Source organism: Streptomyces sp. NPDC087300 (assembly GCF_044744425.1).
Taxonomy (GTDB): Bacteria; Actinomycetota; Actinomycetes; order Streptomycetales; family Streptomycetaceae; genus Streptomyces.
Genome location: NZ_JBIUYI010000001.1, coordinates 639,417 through 659,586, shown reverse-complemented (window position 1 = coordinate 659,586; position 20,170 = coordinate 639,417). Strand labels below are relative to the sequence as shown.

The window sequence follows — 20,170 nt, the reverse complement described above, 5'->3', positions numbered from 1 at the left end:
CGGCTACGCCTCCCGTGTGGGGAGCACCGAGATCTGGGACAGGTTGACGTGGCGCGGGCGTCCGACGGCGAAGGCGATGAGTTCGGCGACGTCCTGTCCGGAGGGGATGGCTTCGATGGAGCCGATGGCCTCCTTGACGGCGGCGCTGATGGCCGGGTCGTCGATGTGGTCGCGGAACTCGGTGTCGACGGCGCCGGGTTCGATGTTCGTCACGCGTACGTCGGCGGGGCTCAACTGGGCCCGCAGATTGCGGGAGAGGTGGCTGAAGGCGGCCTTGGAGGCGGCGTACCCCGCGAAGCCGGGCAGGACGGACCGGGCGGCCGCGGAGGAGATGTTGACCAGGTCCGCGTGGCCGCGCTCGGCCGCCGCCGCGAGCAGGTCGGGGACGAACGCCTCCACGACGGCGAACGCGCCGGTGACGTTCACGTCGATCATCCGCTGCCAGTTGGCGCCCGCGGACCCGTCCAGGAGGTCGGGCAGGGCGAGCCCGGCGTTGTTGACGACGAGGTCGACGCGGCCGAGGCGGGCGCGGATGCCGACGGCGGCCGCGGCGAGGGACGCGGGGTCGGTCACGTCGGTCGGCAGGGCCAGGGCGGTGCCGCCGGCCGCCTCGATCCGGGCCACGTGCTCCGCCAGGCGGTCGGCGCGCCGGGCCAGCAGAGCGACGTGCGCACCGTGGGCGGCCAGTTCGCGCGCGGTGGCCTCGCCGATACCGCTGGAGGCTCCGGTCACGACGGCCACCCGGCCGCTGAGGGGGCGGGCGGGGGAACAGGTCTGTCCGGTGGTGTCGGTCTGGCCGGTGGTGACGGTCGGCGTGGTCATGGTGATCTCCCCAGAGTGCGGGTGTGGTCAGGAATACGAGTGCAAGTACGGGTGTAAGCGCGAGTACGAGTACCGACGTCTGTCGCCGGTCCCGCGACGTCTTGCGTCACCGACTCTGCGAGAGATCCACGCGCCCACCCAGGGCCCGGCTCGACCCTGGGTCCGGCAGAACCACCCTGTGGCGGACACTTGATCCATGGACTTCCGCACCGAGCTCTCCGCGTTCCTCCGCTCCCGCCGCGCCCGGCTGCGGCCGGAGGACCTCGGCGTACGTCCGTTCGGCGGCCGCCGACGCGTGCCGGGCCTGCGCCGGGAGGAGCTGGCGGACCTGGCGGGGGTCAGCGTCGACTACTACGTACGGCTCGAACAGGGCCGCACCCACAACGTCTCCGACAACGTCCTGGACGCCGTCGCCAGGGCCCTGCGCCTGGATGAGGCCGAACGCGCGCATCTGGGCCACCTCACCCGCGCCCTGCACCACCCGGCCTCGACGCCACCGCTCCCGCAGACGGTCAGGACGGGCGTACGGGTCCTGCTCACGGCGCTCGGCGAGGTACCCGCGTACGTGCTGGGCCGCCGACTCGACGTCCTGGGCGCCAACCCGGCGGCCCGAGCGCTCTTCACCGACGTCGACGCCCTGCCGCCCGGACAGCGCAACGTGGCCTGGCTGACCTTCCTCGACCCGGCCGTACGTGGCCTGTACGCGGACCGCGAGGCGTGGGAGGAGACCGCGCGCGGCACCGTCGCCGCCCTGCGCGTGGACCTGGGCCGGCACCCCTGCGACGACCGGCTCTGCGAGCTGCTCGGCGAACTGTCGGTGCGCAGCGAGGACTTCCGCACCCTCTGGGCCGAACACCACGTGGGCGAGCACGCCCACGGCGTCGAACGGCTGCGCCATCCCACGGCCGGTGTGCTGACCCTGCGCCGCGAAACGCTGCGCCTGCCCGGCCAGGACGGACAGTCCCTGGTCACGTACGCGGCCGAACAGGACACCCCTTCCCAGCTGGCCCTCGCCACCCTGACGGCGTCTCAGCGCGCGGGTACCCCCAAGAGGGCGTTGTCCTTGGACAGTTCGACGGTGTGAGGCAGTCGCCGCCCGGCATGGTGTGGGCGCGACGGCGGGGGCGAGTCATCCGGCCCCGTGCTGGCGTTCCGCCATCTCACGGTGGCGATGTCGCCATACTGGCCCTGTGCGGGTAGCGATCATGACTGTGGGTTCCCGAGGCGACGTGGCTCCGTTCACCGGGCTCGGGGCGGGCCTCGCCGCGGCCGGGCACGACGTGACCCTGGTGACGCACGACCGGTTCGCGCGGTTGGCGGCCGACGCGGGCATCGGCTTCCACGCCCTGCCCGTCGACCCGCACGCGGTCCTGCACTCGGAGTGGGGGCAGGGCCTGCACCGCAGCCGCACCGGCCCCGGCAAGCTCCTGCACGTCCTGTCGATGGCCAAGGACGCGGCGGCACAGGTGGCGCCCGCGTTCCTCCGGGCCGCCGAGGACAGCGACGCCCTCGTACTGGCCGGAGCGGTGGCGCCGCTCGGCTGCACCATCGCCGAAGGCCTCAGCCTGCCGAGCATCGGCGTGAATCTCCAGCCCTTCTACCCCAGCGCCGCCTTCCCGCCGCCCATGGCGGCCACGCGCTCCCTCGGAGGCACCGGCAACCGCCTCGCCGGACAGGTCGCCCTCAACGTCATCGAGCGGATCTTCAACGACACCGTCCGCGACCTCAGGAAGCAGCTCGGCCTGCCGCCGCGCAGCCTCGCCGCCGCGCGCCGCGCCTACGAACAACGCGGCTGGCCAGTCCTGCACGGCTTCAGCCCGCACATCGTGCCCCGCCCCCACGACTGGCGCTCTGCCCCGTCATCGTGGTCCGGGGCGGTGAGGCGAGCCGCGGGGGCGAGCACGGACGCATCGTGCCCGGGGTGGGCGAAGCGGCGAACAGCTTCGCGGCGGTCCGGTTCGCGTTCCGGGAAGCCGAGGCACGGCACGGCGCACTCGATGCCGTACGTGCCTGGCGTTGCCCCGCCCACGAGACGACGGACCCTCCGCTCATGGCGGTAGAACCCGCCCGCTACCACCAGGACCGCGCCTCATCCGTACTTGAGGATGCGCTGCGTACCCCCACAGACGACCACCCCGCTGTACGTGTGCTGCGCTCCGTCGTGGAGGGCCCTGCGCACAAGGTCCTGGTCGACCGTACCGGCACGGCGGACCTGCTCGTGCTCGGTGCGCGGCGGTGCCACAGCCATGTCGGCCTCCAACTCGGCCGGGTGGCGCATGCGTTGCTGCACCATGCGGACTGCCCGGTCGCCGTCGTACCGCAGTGGGGGTGACGGTGAGGGTCCGCAGTGCGTCCTGATCACCGGTCCATCCCCGCGGCGTGATCGGGAACGTAAGACTGCAGGTCGCGTGGCGGCCGTTGGTATCCCGTGGGCGCGGGCCGGGGCGGAAGGCTGAGCTCCGGGGGCGGCACGTCGTGGTAAGGGACGGTCGAGAGAAGGTGGGCGATCATGTTCAGCCGCGCGCTGCGCTTGTCGTCGCTCTCGACGACGTGCCAAGGGGCCTCGGGGATGTCCGTGTGGACGAACATCTCGTCCTTGGCCCGGGAGTACGCTTCCCACCGGGTGATCGACTCCAGGTCCATGGCAGAGAGTTTCCAGCGCCGCGTAGGGTCATCGAGGCGGCGGCGGAAGCGCTGTTCCTGCACCGTGTCGCTCACTGAGAACCAGTACTTGCGCAGCAGCAGGCCGTCCTCCACCAGCAGGCGTTCGTAGAGGGGGCACTGGTGCAGGAAGCGCTGGTGCTCGGCCTTGGTGCAGAAGCCCATGACGTGCTCGACGCCTGCGCGGTTGTACCAGCTCCGGTCGAAGAGGGCGATCTCTCCCGCCGCGGGCAGGTGCTCGACGTACCGCTGGAAGTACCACTGGGTGCGTTCACGTTCGGTGGGCGCGGGCAGCGCGACAATGCGCGCGACGCGCGGGTTGAGGTGTTCCGCCACCCGCTTGATGGTGCTGCCCTTGCCCGCCGCGTCGCGTCCCTCGAACACCACCACGAGCCGCGCCCGCGAGGCCCGCACCCACTCCTGCATTTTCACCAGCTCCGTCTGCAGGCGGTACAACTCGCGCTCGTAGGGCTCCCTCTTCATGGTCACGCACCCGCCTTCAGCAGCCGAACGCCCGTGCCCCACAACGACATTACGGAGAAGTCCAGCGGTGTGAACCCAGCCGTACACAACTCGCCGCTGCCGCGGGGCGGGTGCTCCCCGAATTGGGTCCCGATCGGCCCCTGCACCACGTGGCCCGACGGTGGGAGCGTGACGCGAAGGGTAGGGCGGCCACCCCGCCCGCCGCGAGGAGGGAGTCACTCATGACCATCCGTGTGGGGATCAATGGATTCGGCCGTATCGGCCGCAACTTCCTGCGCGCCGCACTGGCCAGGGACGAAGGCGATGATGCCATCGAGGTAGTCGCGGTCAATGACATCGCATCGACAGCGACGCTGGCGCACCTGCTGGAGTACGACTCGACGTACGGCAGGATCGACCGGGACGTCTCCCACGACGACGCGTCGATCACCGTGGGCGGCCGACGCATCGCCGTCTCGGCGCAACGCGACCCCGCCGCCCTCGACTGGAGCGGGCACCGCGCCGACGTCGTGATCGAGTCGACCGGCCGTTTCCGTGACCGGGACGCCGCCGCACTGCACCTCAAGGCGGGCGCCCGCAAAGTCCTGCTCTCCGCGCCGGGCAAGAACGCCGACGCGACGATCGTGATGGGCGTCAACCACGACACGTACGACGCGGACCGGCACCACGTGGTCTCCGCCGCTTCCTGCACCACCAACTGCGTCGTACCGATGGTCAGCGTCCTGCACGAGAGCTTCGGCATCGCCAAGGGCCTGATGACCACCATCCACGGCTACACCAACGACCAGGCGCTGCTCGACGGGCCGCACAAGGACCTGCGCCGGGCGCGCTCGGCAGCGCTGAACATCATCCCGACCAGCACCGGGGCCGCCCGGGCCGTCGGCCTGGTCGTCCCCGAACTCGACGGTGCCCTTGACGGGCTGGCGGTGCGAGTGCCGGTGGAGGACGGATCGCTCACCGATCTGACCGTGCTCCTGCGGCGCGAGACCACCGCCGAGGAGATCGACGCCGCGTTCGAGGCGGCAGCGGAAGGCAGGCTGCGGGGCATCCTGCGGGTGTCGCACGCCCCGATCGTCTCCCGTGACGTCATCGGAGACCCGGCCTCCTGCGTCTTCGACTCGGCGCTCACCCAGGTGCACGGTGACCTGGTCAAGGTCTTTGGCTGGTACGACAACGAATGGGCGTACTGCCACAGGCTGTTGGACCTGACCGCCCATCTCGCCGCACGATGATGATCCCCGCGGCACTGCGGGGGGTACGAGGCGTGGTGCTCGACACCGACGGAGTGATCACCGACTCGGCAAGGCCGCATGCCGAGGCATGGAAGCGGGCCTTCGACGCCTTTCTGGCGGAGCATCCGCCCGCACGTCCCGAACAGCGCAGGCCGTTCGACGTGCGTGCGGACTATCTGCGCTACGTCGACGGCAAGTCGCGCCTGGACGGTGCGGCCTCCTTCCTCGCCTCGCGCGGCCTTGACCTGCCTGCGCGAACGGTGGCGGCGGTGGCCGCCGACAAGGAGCGGATCTTCACCGACCGGTTGCGCGAGGGCGGCATCGACGCTTATCCGGGCACCGTCCGACTGCTGCACGCCTTGCGCGAGGACGCCATTCCGCTGGCGGCGGCCTCCGCCTCCCGGCACGCTCGTGAACTCCTGCTCCATGCCGGTGTGTTGCCGCTCTTCGACGCGCTCGTCGATGGAGCAGAGGTGGCCCGTCTCGGGCTCGTGGGCAAGCCGGATCCCGCGCTCTTCGTGGAAGCGGCGCGCCGCCTGGGCGTGACCGCGGCGGACGCCGCCGTCGTCGAGGACGCGCTGGCCGGTGTCGAGGCGGGGCGTCGCGGAGGGTTCCGGGTGGTGATCGGCGTGGACCGGAACGCGACGGACGGCACGAGGGCGGACCTGCTGCGGCACGGTGCGGACATCGTCGTGGAGGACCTCGGGGAACTGCTGGTCGAGGACGGTAAGTCATGAACGAGAGGATCGCGGACTGGATCTGGGAGTACGAGGGGTACGACCCGGCGGAAGAGCGACTCCGGGAGTCGCTGTGCACACTGGGTAACGGCTACTTCGCCACTCGGGGCGCCGCCCCCGAATGCCCTGCCGACGACGAGCACTATCCGGGGACGTACGCGGCGGGCTGTTACAACCGGCTCACCTCGCACATCGCGGACCGGCGGGTCGAGAACGAGGACATGGTCAACCTGCCCGACTGGCTGCCCCTGCGCTACCGGCTGAAGGACCGGGGAGAGACGGCGGAGTGGCTCACTCCGGACTCCGGCGCGCTCGCCGCGCTGCGCCAGACCTTGGACCTGCAGTCCGGTGTCCTGGAACGCGATCTGCGGTACGACGTCGGGCGTAGGCGTGTGCTGACCGTGCGGCAATGGCGCGTCGTCCACATGGGGGACCCTCATCTCGCCCTATTGCGCACTGAGTTCGGCGTTCAGGGGCCGCCGGTGTCCTTGGAGATCCAGGCGGGCCTCGACGGGACCGTCACCAACGCGGGAGTGCCGCGCTACCGGCAGCTGAACTCCCGGCACCTCACGCACGTCCACACCGGAGACGGCGACGACGCCGACACCGTGTGGCTGCGCTGCCGCACCAACACGTCCGATGTGCGGGTGGGAATGGCGGCCCGTACGACGGCAGGTTCCGTGAGGCCCGTGACGCGGCATGCGGCGGGGCGGGTCGTCCAGTGCTTCGCATGCACCCTCGAAGCCGGACACACCGTCACCGTCGACAAGACCGTCGCCCTGCACACCTCGCGCGACTCCGCGATCAGCGACCCCCTGCGGGCCGCCGTGGACCGGGTCGGGAGGGCGCCCGGCTTCGACGAGCTCCTGGACTCGCACATCACGGCCTGGGACCAGCTGTGGCGCAGGGCCGCACTCGACGTACCGGGAGAGGCAGGTCGCATCCTGCGCCTGCACCACTTCCATGTCCTGCAGACGCTCTCGCCGCACACCGCCGACCTCGACGTCGGCGTCCCCGCCCGCGGTTTGCACGGCGAGGCGTATCGAGGCCATGTCTTCTGGGACGAGCTGTTCGTCCTGCCCTACCTGAACCTGCACTTTCCCGAGGTCTCCCGCGCACTGCTCACCTACCGCCACCGACGGCTGGAGCAGGCGTGCACAGCGGCACGCGACGCCGGGCACGCGGGGGCGATGTACCCGTGGCAGAGCGGCAGCGACGGCAGGGAGGAGACACAGGAACTGCACCTCAACCCGCGTTCGGGCCGCTGGCTGCCGGACCTCTCCCGGCTCCAGCACCACGTCGGCTCGGCTGTCGCGTACAACGTGTGGCGGTACTGCGAGGCGAGTGGTGACGCCGAGTTCCTGCACACCAAGGGTGCCGAGATGCTGCTGCAGATCGCCCGTTTCTGGGCGGACACGACGACATACGACGAGGGACTGGGCCGGCACCGCATCCGTGGGGTGGTCGGCCCTGACGAGTATCACGATGCCTACCCGGGGGCCTCAGCGCCGGGGCTCGACGACAACGCGTACACCAACGTCACCGCGGCCTGGGTCCTCACGCGCGCGCTGCATGTCCTGCGCACCCTGCCCGAGCCGCGACGGCGGGAACTCGTGGAGCGGATCAGGCTCGACGGCGGGGAGACCGAAGCGTGGGAGGACGTGTCCCGCACCCTGTACGTGCCGTTCCACGACGGGGTGATCAGCCAGTTCGAGGGATACGGCGAACTTGAGGAGCTGGACTGGGACGGTTACCGCGCCCGGTACAGCGACATCCGCCGCCTCGACAGGATCCTGGAGGCAGAGGGCGACACGGTCAATCGCTACCAGGCGTCCAAGCAGGCCGATGTCCTGATGCTCGGTTACCTCTTCTCCCCGGCCGAACTGCGGACGCTCTTCGACCGTTTGGGCTACCGGCTGGAGGCGGACACCTGGCAGCGCACCGTCGACCACTATCTGCGGCGTACCAGCCACGGCTCCACGCTCAGCGGCCTCGTGCACGGCTGGGTCCTCGCCAGGGTGCGGCGCACGGGCGCCTGGAAGTTCGTCCAGGAGGCGCTGGAGGGCGACATCGCCGACCTGCAGGGCGGCACCACGGGAGAGGGCATCCACCTCGGTGCCATGGCGGGGACGCTCGACCTCGTACAGCGGGGCCTCACCGGCCTCGAAACGCGGGGCGGCGCGCTGTGGCTGGACCCGGTGCCGCTGCCGGGACTCTCCGAGTTCGGCTTCGCGCTGCGCTACCAGGGCCACTGGGGTGTACGGCTACACATGCGGCCGGGCCTGCTGCACATCCGCGTTCCCGCCTCGGACCGCTCGCCGATCCGCGTCGAACTGCCGGGGCGGGCCGTGTCCGTCGCCCCGGGGGAGTCGTGCGATCTGACGGTGTCCGGCTAGCGGCCCTCACCGGAGGCGCGTTGCCGCCCGTCCGGAGGTCACCCGGGCACCACGGCCACCGGGCACCGGGTGTGGTGGACGAGGGCATGCGCGGCGTGGCCGAGCCGTGTGCCGCGTCGGCCCGCCACGATCAGCTCGGCCGATGCGGAGGCGCGGACCAGAGCCTCGGCCGGGGTGTGAAGCACGACGTCTCGGAGCACCCGGACCCGCGGATACTTCTCCTGCCACGGCCGCAGCGCATCGGCGAGGAGCTGCTCCTCCTGGTCCTCCCAGCGGGCGCGGTCCTTCTCGGGTACGGCGAGCGGCATCCAGTGGGCCATCGGCGTGGGCAACGCCCAGGCGTGCACGGCGTGCAGACGCACGTTCGCGCGCTGTGCGGCGTCGAATGCGAAGTCGGTTGCGGCGTCGGCCGGTTCACGCGCGTCGATGCCGAGCGTGACCTTGTCCGGCCGGGCGCCCGCGCGCCCGCACATGAGTCCGCTCGGCGTCAGGACCACCGGGCGGTCGCAGACTTCAGCGGCGCCCAGGGACGTCGCCCCGAGCCTCAGCCCGGCGAAGCCGCCGGCCCCACGGGTGCCGAGCACCAGCAGTTCCGCTGATGGGGCCAGGCCCAGCAGGGAAGGAACGACAGAACCCGTCAGCCGTACGCCCTGGACTTCCAACTGAGGGTGACGGTTGGCGAGTTCCGTCACGACCGGGCCGGGCAGTGGCAGGTCGCGATAGGGCCACAGGTCCACGAGTTCGTCCGGGGAGAGCGCGGACACATGCACCACCTTCAGCGGCAGACCGCGTCGCAGGGCTTCGCGGGCAGCCCAGTCGGCGGCCGCGCGGCTGCGGGCGGAGCGGTCGACGCCCACGATCACTGACCGATACATGACGGCCCCCTGTCTCTGGTGGAGCGGGACTCTCCTTCCCTTCCACACTGGTGCCGGCGCCTGGTCGGTGGCCAGTGCCGACCGGGCGCGACAAGGGACCGGACGGCACTGGCCGAAGCCTGGCGGCGGAGTGACGCTGGAAGGGAGGAAGACCGCAACCAGTTGCCAAGGAGGGCGAGATGAGCGGCATGATCGACAGGCTTCCGCACTGGCCCCAGACGCTGCCGGACCTGTTCGGCTGGATCGAGGCAGGGATTCCGGGGCTGCACGCGGCGCCCGGGGTGTACGGGATCCGGATCGAGGAGTCCTGCGTGGACGGGACGTACTCACTGCGTGCCGAACTTCCTGGCATCGACCCCGTCAAGAATGTGGACATCACGGTGACGGACGGCGTTCTGATGCTGTGCGCCGAGCGCAGTGCCGAATCCGTCGGCAAGGGACACTCGGAGTTCCGTTACGGCAGCTTCGCCCGAGCCGTACGGCTGCCGGCAGGCGCACGCGGCGACGAAGCGACCGCGGACTACGCGGACGGTGTTCTGACCATCACGGTCCCGGTGCCGGAGGCGAAATCGGCCACCAGGACCATCCCGGTGCGGCACACCTGAGCGCGATGTGCGACGCGCTCGTGCCGCACTCGCCCGCGCGACCGCCCGGCTCGGCCGCGCGGGCGGTTCGTGCACCCGTACGTCCCCTTGCGTGCGTTCGAACAGTTCCCCTGGGTGCGGAGGGGTCTGTCAGGTGTGCGGAACGATCGCGACCGGGCTCTTGGCGTGGTGGATCACCGAGTGCGCCGTCGGCCCGAGGCGGTCTCCGGCGGGGACCCAGCGGCCGATGACGAGCAGGGCGGCGTTCGTCGCCTCCTTGACCAGATGGTGCCCGGCCAGGCCGCGTACGAGCCGCTCGGTGACCTGCTCCCCAGGGAACTTGTGCCGCCAGGGGGTGAGCGTGGCCCCGAGGAGGTGCGACTCTGCCACCTCGGGGTTGGTGGCGTCGGCGGTGGGGACCAGCGGAACTTTCCAGGCGTGCATGGCCCGGAGGGGCGCGTGCCGGGCGGCCGCGGTGAGGAAGGCGAACTCCAGTAACTCGTCGCAGGGTCGGTCCAGGTCGAGGCCCAGTACGACCGGACGGTGGCCCGCCGCCTGGCCCTCGGGCTCGTCATCAGGATGTTCTCCCGCCCGTACCAGGACGACGGGGCAGGTGGCCCGGGCCGCGACGGACAGGGCCACGGATCCGACCAGGACGCCGGTGAGCGCCCCGAAGCCGCGTGAACCGAGTACCAGCAGGGCCGAGGATTCGGCTGCCGCAAGGAGTGACTCCACCGGTGGACCGGTGACCTGCTCGTCCAGGATCCCGAGTGCGGGATGCGCGGCGGCGAGCCGCAGCACGGCGCGGTCGAGTGCGTCACTCTCGCGGTGGAAAGGCACCTCGATCTCCGGCAGGCTGCTTCGCTTGGAGGGCTGGTCGAAGGCGTGGACGAGACGGAGGGGCAGGTCGCGGCGCAGGGCCTCGCGGGCCGCCCAGCCCGCCGCGGCCAGGCTCTCGGGCGAGCCGTCGATTCCGGCGGTGATGGTCTGCTGTGGGGTCATGGGGTGTACCTCCACGGTGCGGTCGGAGGGTCAGCTGGTCCAGGTCCAGTCGGCGACCTCGGGGAGGTCGGTGCCGTGTTCGCGGATCCAGGAGTGGTGGCGTGTGCGTGCGTCGGCCATGGCCTGGCGGACGTGGGCCGCGCGTACGGCGAGGCCGGGGACGCGGTCGATGACGTCCATGACGAGCCGGTAGCGGTCGAGGTCGTTGCGGACGACCATGTCGAACGGTGTGGTCGTGGTGCCCGCTTCCTTGTAGCCGCGCACGTGGAGATGGGTGTGGCCGGTGCGGCGGTAGGCGAGACGGTGCACCAGCCAGGGGTAGCCGTGGTACGCGAAGATCACTGGGCGCTCCGGCGTGAAGAGCGCGTCGTACTCGAAGTCGGCCATGCCGTGCGGGTGTTCCTCATGAGGCAGCAGCCGGGTCATGTCGACCACGTTCACGACGCGGACGGCGAGCTCAGGCAGGTGATGGCGCAGCAGTCCCGCCGCCGCGAGGACTTCCTGGGTGGGGACGTCTCCCGCGCAGGCCAGGACAACGTCCGGGTCGCGTGTGCCGTCGTCGGTGCCCGCCCACTCCCAGACGCCCGCCCCGCGTGCGCAGTGTGCGCGGGCCTCGTTCAGGGAGAGCCAGTCGAAGCAGGGCTGCTTGCCCGCGACGATCACGTTCACGTAGTCCCGCGAGCCGAGGGCGTGTTCGGCCACGGAGAGCAGGGTGTTGGCGTCCGGCGGCAGATACACGCGTACGACGTCGGGGCTCTTGTTGAGGACGTGGTCGACGAAGCCGGGGTCCTGGTGCGAGAAGCCGTTGTGGTCCTGGCGCCAGACGTGCGAGGTCAGCAGGTAGTTGAGGGAGGGCACCGGGGCGCGCCAGGGCAGCGAGCGCGCGGTCTTGAGCCACTTGATGTGCTGGTTGACCATCGAGTCGACGATGTGCACGAACGCCTCGTAGCAGGAGAAGAGGCCGTGCCTGCCGGTGAGGTTGTAGCCCTCCAGCCAGCCCTGGCAGAGGTGTTCGGAGAGGACCTCCATGACGCGGCCCTGGCGCGACAGGTGCTCGTCGGTGTCCAGGGTCTGTGCCTGCCAGGCCTTGCCGGTCACTTCGTAGAGCGCGTCGAGCCGGTTGGAGGCGGTCTCGTCCGGGCCGACGACCCGGAAGTCGCGCCGCCCGGCGGTGTCGGTCATGATCCGGGCGAGCAGAGCGCCGAGCACCCGGGTCGGCTCGTGCAGGGTGGCGCCCGGCTTGTCGACGGGGACGGCGAAGCGCTCCAGCGGCACAGAGGGCAGAGGGCGGGTGAGCAGGCCGCCGTTCGTGTGCGGATTCGATCCCAGGCGTCGGTGGACCTCGGGGACGCAGTCGAGGACCTCCGCGGTGGGGCGGCCGTCCGCGTCGAAGAGTTCCTGGGGCCGGTAGGAACGCAGCCAGGTCTCCAACTGGGCCAGGTGTTCCGGGTTCTCGCGCACTGTGGCCAGCGGGACCTGGTGCGAGCGCCAGGTGCCCTCGACCGGTGTGCCGTCCACCGTCGCGGGTCCTGTCCAGCCTTTGGGGGTGCGCAGCACGATCATCGGCCAGCGCGCACGTCCGTGTGCTCCGTCGGTCCGGGCGGTCTGCTGGATGGCGGTGATGCGGTCGAGCGCCTGGTCCATGGCCTTGGCCATGGCCTGGTGGACCTTGCCAGGGTCGTCGCCGGAGACGTGGAGCGGTTCGTGGCCGTATCCCTTGAGCAGCGCGTCTAGTTCGGCCTCGGGGAGCCGGGCGAGGACGGTCGGGTTGGCGATCTTGTAGCCGTTGAGGTGGAGGATCGGCAGCACGGCGCCGTCGTGGACGGGGTCGAGGAACTTGTTGGAGTGCCAGGAGGCCGCGAGCGGTCCGGTCTCCGCCTCGCCGTCGCCGATCACGCAGGCGACGAGGAGGTCCGGGTTGTCGAAGGCGGCTCCGTAGGCGTGCGCGAGGGAGTAGCCGAGTTCGCCGCCCTCGTGGATCGAGCCGGGGGTCTCGGGGGCCACGTGGCTGGGCACGCCGCCGGGGAAGGAGAACTGGCGGAACAGCTTCGCCATGCCCTCCGCGTCCCGGGTGACGTCCGGATACGTCTGCGTATAGCTGCCATCGAGCCAGGAGTTGGCCAGGACGGCGGGGCCGCCGTGCCCGGGACCCCACACGCAGAGCGCGTCGAGGCCGCGCTCGGTGATGACGCGGTTGAGGTGCGTGTGGACGAGGTTGAGCCCGGGTGAGGTGCCCCAGTGCCCGAGCAGGCGCGGCTTGATGTGCTCGGGGCGCAGCGGCTCGGTGAGGAGAGGGTTGCTCATCAGGTAGATCTGGCCGACGGCGAGATAGTTGGCGGCTCGCCAGTGGGCGTCCAGAGTTGCCAGGCGGACGGGTGCCACGAGTGTCTCCTGCCTCTCGGCGATACGGATGTGTTGTCAGGCGATCGGGCGCATGAGTGCTGGGGCGCTGGTGTGCTCAGGCGTGCGGGACGACGGCCACCGGGCATTCCGCGTGGTGCAGCACCGCGTGGTTGACCGGGCCGAGCTGCATGCCGACATGTCCTTTCCTGCGACGGGCGCCGACCACCAGGAGGTCTGCCGTGCGGGAGGCGCCAAGGAGCACGGCGCGCGGGTGGCCCTCGACGATCTCGTGACGGACCGAGATCTCGGGATGGGCTGCCGTCGCCTCCCGTACGGCCTCGTCGACCTGAGCCGCGGCGCGCCGCTGATGTTCGTCGTGGACCATCGTGGGAAAGTCGGGGACTTCGCGGGCGGGGCAGCGCCAGGCGTGGAACGCGGTGAGCGAAGCATTCAGAGTCTGCGCTTCGTGAAAGGCGAACTCCACTGCGGGAGCTGATGTTTCGGGGTCGTCGATGCCGAGGGCCACGGTGCGGGTGCCGCCCGGCGGGTTCTCCTCGCGGCCGCGTACGACGATCACCGGCGACGCGGAGTGCGCGGCGACGGACAGACTGACGGAGCCGAGCAGCAGCTCGGCGAGCTCGCCGCGCCCCCGGCTGCCGACCACGATCGCCCCGGCCTCCGGGCTGAGCCGCACGAGTGCGAGGGCCGGATCCTCGGACAGCACCTCGCTCGTCACCTTCACAGCGCTGGTGCGGCGCAGCGCGCGCTCGACCGCCGAGGCCGCGATGTGGTCCGAAAGGAGCTGTACGGACGGCCGATTGATGCCGAAGGACGGCTCGTGCCCCTCGTACCACTCCCACCTGGACGCATGGACGACACGCAGCGGCACACCGTGCGCCACCGCCGCGTCCACCGCCCAGTCCAGTGCGCGCAGGCTCGGATCCGAACCGTCGACTCCGACGATCAGGGGCTTGTCCACGGTGCCACCACCTTCCGGTGTGCCCCTGGCAGGGGCACTGATGGGGACGGTTCCACCGAGGAGGCGGACCGGGGAGGGGCGAACCGGCCCCAGTGGGGGACCTTCGGCCCCTGGCAAGGGGGCGGACGCGTTCGCACAGTGGCAGCACGGCCCGGCGGAAGGAGGCGTGATGCCCATCCGGACGCGTATCGCGGTGATCGGCGTCGGCAACGAGTTCCGGCGTGACGACGGCGTGGGCTTGGCGGTGGTCGCCCGGCTGCGCGAGCGAGCCGCTGACCGTGACCGGCCGCTGCCCACGGGGATGCTCCTTGCCACCTGCGACGGCGATCCCGCCCGCCTGATCGGTCTATGGGAGGGGACGGATCTCGCGGTGGTCGTGGACGCCGCGCACGCGCATCCCGCCCGCCCCGGACACGTGCACCGGCTGGCACTCGAAGCCGGTGAGCTGGACCGGCCGCCGACGACCAGTTCGCACGGGCTCGGACTCGGCGAGGGCGTCGAGCTCGCCCGGGTCCTCGGCCGGTTGCCGGGCCGACTGGTCGTCTACGCGGTCGAGGGCGCCGACACCGCGCTGGGCACCGGCCTTTCGCCGCGGGTCGGGGCCGTGGTGGAACCGCTCGCCGCCGACATCGAGGACGAGATCGTGCGACACGGTGACGCCGCCGCGCGCGGTTGAGCTGAGAGGAGGGGTCATGCCGGAGCGCAGCGCACTCCGCTTCGAGGTGTTCGGCACCGTGCAGGGAGTGGGCTTCAGGCCCTTCGTGTACCGGCTAGCGAGCAGCCTGGGCCTGGACGGTTGGGCCGCCAACACCGAGGGTCACGTGCGGGGCGAGGTCGCCGGATCGCCGCGCGCCGTCCTGGAGTTCACCGCACGGCTGCGTACCGGTGCTCCCGCGTTGGCGCGGGTGCGGCAGGTTCGGGTGACCGCCGTGCGCGGGCGACCACCGATTCCCGCGTCGGGCTTCGTCATCCGGCGCAGCGACACCGACCGTGCCGTGCCCCCGGGAAGCCCGCGAGAGATCCCGCCCGACGCCGCCATCTGTGCCGCCTGTCTGAGCGAGCTCCTGGACCCCGACGATCGCCGGTTCCGCTACCCGTTCATCAACTGCACCGACTGCGGCCCGCGTGCCACCGTCATCGAGGACCTCCCGTACGACCGGATCCGCACCACGATGCGGCGCTTCCCGCTCTGCGCCGACTGCGCGGCGGAGTACGGCGACCCCACAGACCGGCGCTTCCACGCCGAACCCTTGGCCTGTCCCGCCTGCGGGCCGCAGCTCTCCTGGGGTGCGCTGGGCGGGGAGGCCGCGCTGCGCGCCGCGGTCAAGGCCGTGGAGAGCGGGGACATCGTCGCCGTCAAGGGGCTCGGCGGCTATCAGCTGGTGTGCGACGCCACCGACCAGGCGGCGGTCGAGGCGCTGCGGGAGCGCAAGCACCGGCCGGTCAAGCCTTTCGCCGTCATGGTCCAGGACCTGGGCGCCGTAGGGGAGTTGGCGCGCATGTCGCGGACCGAGCGGTCCGTGCTCGGTTCGGCGGTACGCCCCGTGGTGCTGCTCGAAGCGCGACACCCGGGCCTCGCGCCCGCGGTACATCCCGGGATCCGGCGGGTCGGTCTGTTCCTGCCCACCACCGGGCTGCACCACCTCCTGCTCCGCGAGCTCGCCCGCCCACTGGTCGTCACCAGTGGCAACCTCGCCGGCGAACCGATCGCCACCGACGACGCCGAGGCCCATCGCACACTGGCCACGGTCGCCGACGGCTTCCTCGCCCACGACCGGCCGATCCGCGCCCGCTACGACGACTCGGTCGTCCACGCCGTCGGACGCTCCGTGCTCACCGTCCGCAGGGCGCGGGGCCTGGCACCGGCACCGCTGCCCCTGCCAGTCGCCACCCCCACACCGCTGGTAGGGGCCGGAGCCCAGCTCAAGCACACGTTCACCCTCGCGGCCGGGCAGGGCGCTCAGCTCTCCCCGCACGGCGGCGACCTGGCGGACGTGACGGCGATGGACGCCTTCACGCACGCGTACGACGATCTCGTCCGGCTCGCTGACGTCACTCCGCGCGTCGTGGCGCACGACCTGCATCCCGGCTATCTCTCGACCCAATGGGCGCGGTCCCAGCCGTTGCCCCGCATCCCTGTCCAGCATCACCACGCCCATGTGGCGGCGTGCGCGGCCGAGCACGGACTGAGCACCCCCTTCGTCGGGGTCGCCTATGACGGCCTGGGGCTCGGCGACGACGGCACGCTCTGGGGAGGCGAGATCCTCGTCGCCGATCTGACCGGCTACCGGCGGGTGGGACGGTTCGCGACCGCGCCGCTGCCGGGTGGTGAGGCCGCGGTCCGTCATCCGCACCGGATGGCGCTCGGCTACCTCCACGGCACGGAGCTGCTCGGCAGCCCTCGCCCGTATCCCTGGCTGACCAAGCCCTTCACCGACCGCCTCGATCCGGATGAAGCCGCCGTCGTGCGCGCCATGGTGGCCCGGGGCATCAACTCCCCGCGCGCTTCCAGCGCAGGACGGCTCTTCGACGCGGTGGCGAGCCTGCTCGGCCTCGCCGACTCCGTCAGCTACGAGGGCGAGGCCGCCGCGGCCCTGGAGGACGCCGCGGGGACCGTGCGCGCCCTGCCGCTCGACCACCGGCTGGTGCGGGTGGACGGCCTGTGGGTCTACGATCCGGCGCCGACCCTGATCGACCTCCTGGACCGGCAGCACAGCGGTGAGGGCGTCCCCGCGCTCGCCGCGGCGTTCCACGTCACCCTCGCCCTCGTCACGGTGGAACAGGTCGCACGGGCGGTGGCGGACGGAGCGCCGCCCACGGTCTGTCTCGCAGGCGGCTGCTTCCTCAACCGCCGCCTGCTCACCGAGGTCAGCCGCCGACTGCGCGCGCAGGGGCTGCGGGTACTGACCGGTGAGGCCGTGCCGGTCGGTGACGGTGGTATCAGCTACGGGCAGGCGGCGGTCGCCGCGGCCCGGCTCGCGAGGGAGTGAGTGCGATGTGCCTGGGCATTCCAGGCCGGGTCCTGGAGATCAGGGAAGATGCCGGACTTCGCATGGCCACCGTCGACTTCGGCGGCGTACGCCGCGAGGCGTGCCTCGCCTACACGCCGGATGCCTCGGTCGGCACGTACGTCATCGTGCACGTCGGCTTCGCGATCACCGAGGTCGACGAGCCCGAGGCCGAGCGGACCCTGGACGTCCTGCGGGCGATGGCCGGAGCGGTGGAGGCCGAAATCGGCGAGCCGCTGCCAGGACCGCCCATGTAGGGCCGAACGGCCCTGTGGCCTGCCCGGCCAGCCCCTGGGGAGCTGCCTGTCCCCGTCCGATCCTCGAAGGGTCAACCTGCCCTCAGGAGGCCCGAGATGACGCACGACGAGCGAAGCCGACCTCCGGTCCACGCCCTGCTCGCCGACGGGACGACCACACGCATACGCACGGTGGATCCCGACGACCGCACCCAACTCCAGGGCCTCTACGAGGAGATGTCGCCTGAAAGCCTGCGGCTGCGGTTCTTCGCCGTCAGCCGCCGCTCCGCCGCACAGGCAGCGGACCGGGCCTGTGCCGCTCCCCGTCCCGGATACCGAGCCCTGCTCGCCGAGACCAAGGGCCAGATCATCGGCCTGGCCGAGTACGAGAGCACGGACGAGCCCGGCACCGCCGAGATCTCCCTCGCCGTCGCGGAAGGGCTGCACCACCGAGGCATCGGCACCCTGCTCCTGGAGCACCTGGTCTCGGCCGCCCGCGCGGACGGCATCACCGCCTTCACCGCCGACGCGCTCGCCGAGAACCACGAGGTGCTGAAGGTCTTCGCCGACCTGGGACTGCGCACCGCCCGCCGTTTCGAGGGACCCGAAGTGCGGTGCACCATCCAGCTGGCGGACGACGAGACCTACCTGACAGCGGTCGAGGAGCGCGGCAGCGCATCCGATGTGGCCAGCCTCGTACCGTTGCTGCGGCCCCACTCGATCGCCGTGGTCGGAGCGGGCCGCAGGGCCGGTTCCGTCGGCCGCGCAGTCCTGCGTAACCTGCGCACCGGCGGTTTCACGCGGCAGCTCCTCGCCGTCAATCCGAGCGTGTCGTCGCTGATGAGCGTGCCCGCCTACCCGTCCGTCGCCGCGCTGCCCGAGACCCCCGACCTGGCGGTTCTCGCGGTGCCCGCGCCTGCCCTGCCCGCCACGGCGGAGGAGTGCGGCAAGGCGGGTGTGCGTGCTCTGGTGGTCGTCACCGCCGGTCTCGACGCCGAACAGGCGGCAGCCCTGCTGGCCATCTGCCGGGCGTACGGAATGCGTCTGGTGGGTCCGAACTGCCTTGGCATCTCCAACACGGACAAGGCGCTGTCCCTCGACTCGACCTTCGCCGCCCGGCATCCGCGCCGCGGCACCGTCGGTGTCGCCGTGCAGTCCGGGGGAGTGGGGATCGCCCTGCTCGACGGCGTGGCCCGCCTCGGTCTCGGTGTCTCCAGCTTCGTCTCGCTGGGCGACAAGTACGACGTGAGCGGCAACGACCTGCTCCAGTGGTGGGAGCGCGACGGAGTCACGGACCTGGCCCTGCTGCACCTGGAGTCCTTCGGGAACCCGCGGGCGTTCTCGCGCACCGGGCGGCGGGTGAGCAGGCGCATGCCCGTCCTCACCGTCGACGCGGGCCGCACCGACGCGGGCCGCAGGGCGGCCGCCTCGCACACCGCCGCGGCCGCGACGCGGACCATGACCCGGCAGGCCCTGTTCACCCAGGCGGGCATCACCGCCGCCCGCACCGTCGGTGAACTCCTCGAAACCGCCGCTCTGTTGCACTCCCAGCCCGCGCCCGCCGGGCGCCGGATCGCCGTCGTCACCAACGCGGGCGGCGCGGGCGTCCTCGCGGCTGACGCCTGCGCCGAGGCCGGACTCGTACTGCCGCCGCTCCCGGCCGACCTCATCGACGAGCTGCGTGACGTCCTGCCCCAGGGCGCCGTGACGGGCAACCCGGTCGACGCCACGGCCGCCGTCACCGAGGAGCAGCTCAAGAATGGTGTGGACCGGCTGGTGCGGCACGGCGGCGTCGACGCCGTGCTGCTGGTCCTCGTCCCCACCGCGGTCGCCGCGGCGACCGGCGACGTTCTCGTCCGGGCCCTCACCGGCGCCCCCGGCCGTCGCTCCCGAACGGTCGCCGCGGCCCGCCTCGACCAGGCGCTGCCCGTGCGGCTGCTGTCGGCCGCCGGAGGGGGCTCCATCCCCTCCTACGCCGATCCGGCAGCAGCCGCACGGGCCCTGGCGCACGCGGCCCGCCGCGCGCAGTGGCTGGCCCGCCCGCCCGGCACCGTCCCGGACCTCGCCGGGGTGGAGACACGACGCGCCCACGCCGTGGCCGATACCTGGCTGACCGCCCACCCCGAAGGCGGCTGGCTGGACCCGCGCGCCTGCGCCGAGCTCCTCGCCTGCTACGACATCCCGCAACTGCCGTGGGCCTGGGCCGAGACGGAGGACGAGGCCGTCAGCGCCGCCGAGCGACTGCGCGGCCCGGACGGCCGAGTCGTGCTGAAGGCGCACTGGCCCGGTCTGCTGCACAAGAGCGAACAGCGCGCCGTCCACCTCGATCTGCGGGGGGACGCCCAAGTGCGAGCCGCCTTCCGGGACTTCGCGACCCGGTTCGCCGGTCTGCTGAGCGGGGTGGTGGTGCAGCCGCTCGCCGAGCGCGGCACGGAACTGTTCGCGGGCGTCGTCCAGGACGAGGTGTTCGGCCCGCTGGTCCTCTTCGGGCTCGGCGGCACCGCGACCGAGCTCCTTGCCGATCAAGCGGCCCGTCTGGCCCCGCTCACCGACTTCGACGTGCACGATCTGATCACGGCGCCGCGCTGCGCCCCGCTGCTCTTCGGGCACGGCGGCAGCGGCCCGGTCGACCTCGAAGGTCTTGAGCAACTGCTGCACAGGCTGTCCCGGATGGCCAGTGACCTGCCGCAGCTCGCAGAGGCCGACTTCAACCCCGTCCTGGCATGGTCCGGAGGCGTCACGGCACTCGACGTACGCATACGTCTGCTGCCCCGGACCGCCCAGGACCCGTACCTGCGTCGACTGCGCTGAG

16 protein-coding genes and 1 pseudogene are annotated in these 20,170 nt (G+C 71.7%); 11 read left to right on the top strand and 6 right to left on the bottom strand.

The features are described from left to right. Positions 1-3: 3 nt before the first annotated feature. Complete coding sequence (locus ACIO9J_RS02770; RefSeq protein ID WP_401991405.1) at positions 4-822, bottom strand: SDR family oxidoreductase; 819 nt, start codon at positions 820-822, stop codon at positions 4-6. A 196-nt stretch (positions 823-1,018) separates the two neighbouring features. On the opposite strand from ACIO9J_RS02770, the gene ACIO9J_RS02765 reads away from it, so the two are divergent. The 3 genes and pseudogenes from ACIO9J_RS02765 to ACIO9J_RS02755 all read left to right on the top strand — a co-directional run bounded on the left by ACIO9J_RS02765 (position 1,019) and on the right by ACIO9J_RS02755 (position 3,154). Then, the gene (locus tag ACIO9J_RS02765) at positions 1,019-1,906 is read left to right on the top strand and encodes a helix-turn-helix domain-containing protein (RefSeq protein ID WP_401991403.1); all 888 of its coding nucleotides are present in this window, start codon (positions 1,019-1,021) and stop codon (positions 1,904-1,906) included. Between the two features lie 121 nt (positions 1,907-2,027). Next, positions 2,028-2,405 (top strand): annotated as a pseudogene (locus tag ACIO9J_RS02760) (glycosyltransferase); the annotation flags it as partial. A gap of 281 nt (positions 2,406-2,686) precedes the next feature. Beyond that, positions 2,687-3,154 (top strand): universal stress protein, encoded by a 468-nt coding sequence (locus ACIO9J_RS02755; RefSeq protein WP_401991400.1) that lies wholly within the window; start codon positions 2,687-2,689, stop codon positions 3,152-3,154. Positions 3,155-3,180: 26 nt separating this feature from the next. Here the strand turns inward: ACIO9J_RS02755 and ppk2 are convergent, their stop codons facing one another. Further along, positions 3,181-3,966, bottom strand: a complete 786-nt coding sequence (ppk2, locus tag ACIO9J_RS02750) for a polyphosphate kinase 2 (protein ID WP_401993018.1) — start codon at positions 3,964-3,966, stop codon at positions 3,181-3,183. 221 nt (positions 3,967-4,187) lie between these two features. On the opposite strand from ppk2, the gene gap reads away from it, so the two are divergent. Genes gap through ACIO9J_RS02735 form a run of 3 tightly spaced genes read left to right on the top strand, consistent with a single transcriptional unit; the run spans position 4,188 to position 8,331 of the window. Next, positions 4,188-5,198: a type I glyceraldehyde-3-phosphate dehydrogenase gene (gene gap / locus ACIO9J_RS02745; RefSeq protein WP_401991397.1), complete on the top strand. Its 1,011-nt coding sequence runs from the start codon at positions 4,188-4,190 to the stop codon at positions 5,196-5,198. After that, positions 5,195-5,935 carry an HAD family hydrolase gene (locus tag ACIO9J_RS02740; protein WP_401991394.1) on the top strand — a complete coding sequence of 247 codons (741 nt, stop codon included), beginning with the start codon at positions 5,195-5,197 and terminating at the stop codon, positions 5,933-5,935. The genes gap and ACIO9J_RS02740 overlap by 4 nt, the downstream gene beginning before the upstream one ends. Next, a complete protein-coding gene (locus tag ACIO9J_RS02735) occupies positions 5,932-8,331 on the top strand; it encodes a glycoside hydrolase family 65 protein (RefSeq protein WP_401991391.1) in 2,400 nt (799 codons plus the stop codon). The genes ACIO9J_RS02740 and ACIO9J_RS02735 overlap by 4 nt, the downstream gene beginning before the upstream one ends. 38 nt (positions 8,332-8,369) lie before the next feature. Here the strand turns inward: ACIO9J_RS02735 and ACIO9J_RS02730 are convergent, their stop codons facing one another. Then, entirely contained in the window at positions 8,370-9,206 is an 837-nt protein-coding gene (locus ACIO9J_RS02730; RefSeq protein WP_401991388.1) for a universal stress protein, read from the bottom strand. Between the two features lie 179 nt (positions 9,207-9,385). On the opposite strand from ACIO9J_RS02730, the gene ACIO9J_RS02725 reads away from it, so the two are divergent. After that, positions 9,386-9,811, top strand: a complete 426-nt coding sequence (locus tag ACIO9J_RS02725; protein WP_401991385.1) for an Hsp20/alpha crystallin family protein — start codon at positions 9,386-9,388, stop codon at positions 9,809-9,811. A 129-nt stretch (positions 9,812-9,940) separates the two neighbouring features. Here the strand turns inward: ACIO9J_RS02725 and ACIO9J_RS02720 are convergent, their stop codons facing one another. The 3 genes from ACIO9J_RS02720 to ACIO9J_RS02710 are packed head-to-tail and all read right to left on the bottom strand — an operon-like array spanning position 9,941 to position 14,114. Next, positions 9,941-10,792 (bottom strand): universal stress protein, encoded by an 852-nt coding sequence (locus ACIO9J_RS02720; RefSeq protein WP_401991382.1) that lies wholly within the window; start codon positions 10,790-10,792, stop codon positions 9,941-9,943. Positions 10,793-10,822: 30 nt separating this feature from the next. After that, on the bottom strand, positions 10,823-13,204 hold the full coding sequence (locus ACIO9J_RS02715; protein WP_401993015.1) for a phosphoketolase: 2,382 nt from the start codon (positions 13,202-13,204) through the stop codon (positions 10,823-10,825). A gap of 46 nt (positions 13,205-13,250) precedes the next feature. After that, positions 13,251-14,114 (bottom strand): universal stress protein, encoded by an 864-nt coding sequence (locus ACIO9J_RS02710; protein WP_401991379.1) that lies wholly within the window; start codon positions 14,112-14,114, stop codon positions 13,251-13,253. A gap of 169 nt (positions 14,115-14,283) precedes the next feature. Here ACIO9J_RS02710 and ACIO9J_RS02705 point away from each other — a divergent pair, with 169 nt between their 5' ends. The 4 genes from ACIO9J_RS02705 to ACIO9J_RS02690 all read left to right on the top strand — a co-directional run bounded on the left by ACIO9J_RS02705 (position 14,284) and on the right by ACIO9J_RS02690 (position 20,169). Continuing rightward, positions 14,284-14,790, top strand: coding sequence for a hydrogenase maturation protease (locus ACIO9J_RS02705; RefSeq protein WP_401991376.1), 507 nt, complete (start codon positions 14,284-14,286; stop codon positions 14,788-14,790). 16 nt (positions 14,791-14,806) lie between these two features. Next, positions 14,807-17,104, top strand: a complete 2,298-nt coding sequence (hypF, locus tag ACIO9J_RS02700) for a carbamoyltransferase HypF (protein WP_401991374.1) — start codon at positions 14,807-14,809, stop codon at positions 17,102-17,104. Between the two features lie 5 nt (positions 17,105-17,109). Beyond that, positions 17,110-17,379 carry a HypC/HybG/HupF family hydrogenase formation chaperone gene (locus ACIO9J_RS02695; protein ID WP_401991371.1) on the top strand — a complete coding sequence of 90 codons (270 nt, stop codon included), beginning with the start codon at positions 17,110-17,112 and terminating at the stop codon, positions 17,377-17,379. A 96-nt stretch (positions 17,380-17,475) separates the two neighbouring features. Beyond that, a complete protein-coding gene (locus ACIO9J_RS02690; protein ID WP_401991368.1) occupies positions 17,476-20,169 on the top strand; it encodes a GNAT family N-acetyltransferase in 2,694 nt (897 codons plus the stop codon). The last annotated feature ends 1 nt before the right edge of the window (position 20,170 follow it).